Origin of the sequence: Thermoactinomyces sp. DSM 45891 (assembly GCF_900119485.1) — a bacterium.
GTDB lineage: Bacteria > Bacillota > Bacilli > Thermoactinomycetales > Thermoactinomycetaceae > Baia.
In genome coordinates, this window is record NZ_FPJZ01000041.1 from 1 (window position 1) to 3402 (window position 3402).

5 protein-coding genes and 1 pseudogene are annotated in these 3402 nt (G+C 38.6%); all 6 read right to left on the bottom strand.

Translation table 11 applies throughout. From position 1 onward, the window contains the following. Positions 1–206: 206 nt before the first annotated feature. The gene (locus BT147_RS14825) at positions 207–443 is read right to left on the bottom strand and encodes a hypothetical protein (RefSeq protein ID WP_072337070.1); all 237 of its coding nucleotides are present in this window, start codon (positions 441–443) and stop codon (positions 207–209) included. Positions 444–487: 44 nt separating this feature from the next. Beyond that, positions 488–775, bottom strand: a pseudogene (locus BT147_RS15930) (colicin D domain-containing protein); the annotation flags it as partial. Positions 776–1317: 542 nt separating this feature from the next. Continuing rightward, entirely contained in the window at positions 1318–2004 is a 687-nt protein-coding gene (locus tag BT147_RS14835; RefSeq protein WP_083426603.1) for a DUF2711 family protein, read from the bottom strand. A gap of 133 nt (positions 2005–2137) precedes the next feature. Continuing rightward, the gene (locus BT147_RS14840) at positions 2138–2371 is read right to left on the bottom strand and encodes a hypothetical protein (RefSeq protein WP_072337076.1); all 234 of its coding nucleotides are present in this window, start codon (positions 2369–2371) and stop codon (positions 2138–2140) included. A 43-nt stretch (positions 2372–2414) separates the two neighbouring features. Next, on the bottom strand, positions 2415–2822 hold the full coding sequence (locus tag BT147_RS14845) for a hypothetical protein (protein ID WP_072337079.1): 408 nt from the start codon (positions 2820–2822) through the stop codon (positions 2415–2417). 94 nt (positions 2823–2916) lie between these two features. Further along, positions 2917–3402, bottom strand: a 486-nt coding sequence (locus tag BT147_RS15705; RefSeq protein ID WP_177239873.1) for a DUF4258 domain-containing protein, incomplete at its 5' end; no start/stop codon positions are given.

Sequence of the window (3402 nt, forward strand, 5' to 3'; positions counted from 1 at the left end):
TTGGTGGCAGATTGGGTTGCTTTCTTGACATTGTTTACAATTTTCTTGACGGCAGACTTGACCACGTTTTTGACATAACTCTTGGCCTTGTTTACAATCTTTTTGACTGTTTTCCTTACTTTCTAACCTTGTTGTAAACTTTTTTGACTCCACCCAGTCAAAAACGGTTGTCCTATGCTAGAACAACCGTTTTTGATCTTGATGACTTACCCTTCTATTTCATCACGGATTTTTGATCGGGCCACCTGAAGTAGATCATCATATTTTGAATTTAATGGGGCAGCAAGCTTTGACTCAAGTATCGATTCAATGTCCCACAACACACGTTGCTCTGCTTGATCTTCAAACTCAGTATACTCTTCCTCGTTGAAGCGGCATATCCAGTCGTAGAATACTATTGCTTCTTCTGGAGATAAACCAATAGTAATTTTAGATTCCTTCATGACTCTAACAACCTCCTTAATAAACTACACGAAAATTTCACATCTTATTGGACATTACCGTTTTTCAGAAGATATTCAATTTGCTTTTGACCCAACTCCCAACCACTATGGAAATTTCCAGCTGCATCAGACATAACATTCAAGCCTGTATTCGGATTAAAATAGTGAGTTACAGGCATCTTACCACGATACGTACCCGGGATTACTTGGGTATCGGGATTTTTTATGTGAGCTTGCATTGCCTCTTCAAATTTAGCTGCATTCGCTTTGTTATAATTACCTTCAACACCAAAATCTTTTGCATGCTTAAATTTCTTCTGAAGTTGTCCGGAGCTAAAATTGATTGGATTGCTAGATCCCCCTCCACCTCTAGAAAACATACTAATCAATTCACCAATATCTTGCCCCAGATTCTTCGCTCCACCACCTGCAACTCCTGTACCCCAAGCGGCTGCTACGGCACCCGGTGCGGATGCAGCACAGGCTGTCGTTCCACAGGCTACAATGACTTCACCGCCTCCACCTACTGTGGCAGATACACCTACTAGCATGGAGACGATATCACCTGCCACGGCTCCTACGTGATAAGAGACTCCTTTTTTCCTCGTTTGGATCACTTAAATCTGCAAGTCCCAGAGGGAAGATATTACTGTTGATTCGATCTCGTGCTCCATGGTAAAACTGCGAAATCGATTTCACAGCAGACTGGGTTGCTTTCTTGATAGCTTTTTTATATTAAAATTGCATGAAATATTTTCCGTCCTACTGTGTCTACTTTTTCGACATATAATCATTCTTAGATATCCACCATGATCTCATAACGATGTCAACATAAGTGGCTTCCCCTATACGAAGAAGCCACTTCTTTCCTTTATTACTGAGACTGGCTATTCCAATACCAGTTTACGCCTGTTTGACCATCGCATACGATAAATTCACAATTAGCTGATCTTAAAAACCCCTTAATATCCTCATCTGTCGTGAAAAAAAGCGTTGTAAATGAATCATGCAAATTCATAAAAGCATAATTCATATCCATATCTGTCAAAATCAATTCATTATCTGCTAAATCACAGATGTCCAAAGGGGTCGTACCATTTATATTCAATACTCCGTTCCGCCCCAAAAGCGGATCTGAAAAGCAGAGCTCCTTAATCCCTTTTGCTGAAAATAATCTTAAAAAATTATCCAGTATAAATACAGATGTATTATCTTCTGTCGGGTAATAAATCTCTGGCTTAAGATTTGAATTTAGCTTACTCGCTAAATCTTCTCGTGCATATTCTTTCCTTAAGGCATGAATAGAGGTTTTTAGAGCTAGTGCTACTTCATCATGTGAAGTTAACCCATTATCAGACATAATCTCCTGCCAAGTAACCGGATATCCATAATCTAGTATTTCTTCATTACTAGGATATATTCCGTCATCAGAACTCCTTTCTTTTCCCCATTCAAAAGGCATTTTGATAAACGGGTGGAATAATATTGCCGCAAATTTAAATCTATTGGGCAATTGATTTAGAATAGGTGTCTTTTCATCCAACCAAATATAATCTAACAAATCATAACCTCCTAAAAAGAGCCTGTAAAAAAGAACAGACTCTTTATTTTTAACAACTCGATCAATCTTTTTCTAGCTACCACACATCAGTCATCATACCTAAATTTAAACGATTTTTTCCCATCATAAACTTCTAATGTGGGTCTTTGTTGATCATCTTCTGTTTGATTATTTCTCGTAATTGAGTTAAGCTCAGCTCTTTCGATTGCCAGTCATAGTCGTCATCATCTCCAACTGGTAAAAAGCAAACTTCATTATCCTCATCGTGCCATTGCCAGCCATTCGATATGAATGCATCAAACAAGTTCATTTTGTTCTGTCCTTCACCATATCTCACTTGAAAATCCAAGGATGCCTGTACTGACATAATCTTCAACTCCTAATCAAGCCATTCATACCGTCCGGATCTTTTAACTATCACTACTCACAAAAGGCTTAACAATATCCCTATTGCCAATTGAACCCTGATCCAACAAAAGTATTTCTATTCCGTATAACTGCTCTGAAATAACATCAATATTACAAGCATATTTGATCTTCCGAGCTACTTGTAAATCCTTATCAAATAATATTTCTAGAGTCCTTCCTGACTCATTAATAATAGCTTCATGCATTGGGAATTCAATCTCCTTTAATGGAGGAAGTTGAATGGGTCCATTAAAATTTTCATTACTGACCTCTAGTCCAATCCAATTATTTTTATCATCAAATAACAAACAGCAGTTAACAGAGAGGTATGTATCTTCTACAATACCAAATCCATTTCTCTTCAGAAAACTTATATAAATATATTGACCATTCTCTATTGTAATGTTCAATTTCATCATCCCCTCAATCATATTTAAAAATCATTGAGTCATTTGTTCAAAACTGATAACAAATGACTCAATATGTAATTATACTAACGCATAATTACCATGGAGAATCAGAAAAGCCCCCCTGATTTCTCATCATTTTCTGAACAGCATTCCAATCTGGTAAGGTATTACTTCCTTTTCCACCACCAACAATACTAACTATGTTCTCACTAGAGTCCAAGACCACAACATGATACCCATCTTTTTTTCGTTTTCCATAGACAGTTCTCCCGCCCGGCTGATACCCCTTGTTGGTCCAATCATCAATAATATCATCGACATCTTTTGACGAATATCCTCTTTGATTAGCTCTCTCAGCTGCGTGTTTAGTAAATGTCCTACCTCCTGGTGTTACATCCCCCGGAGTAGGAATAGATGTCCCTTTTCCTTTCCCAGAAAACATATTAATCAATTCACCAATATCTTGCCCCAGATTCTTGGCTCCTCCACCTGCAACTCCTGTACCCCAAGCGGCTGCTACGGCACCAGGAGCGGCTGCGGCACATGCGGTCGTTCCACAGGCTACGACGACTCCGCCGCC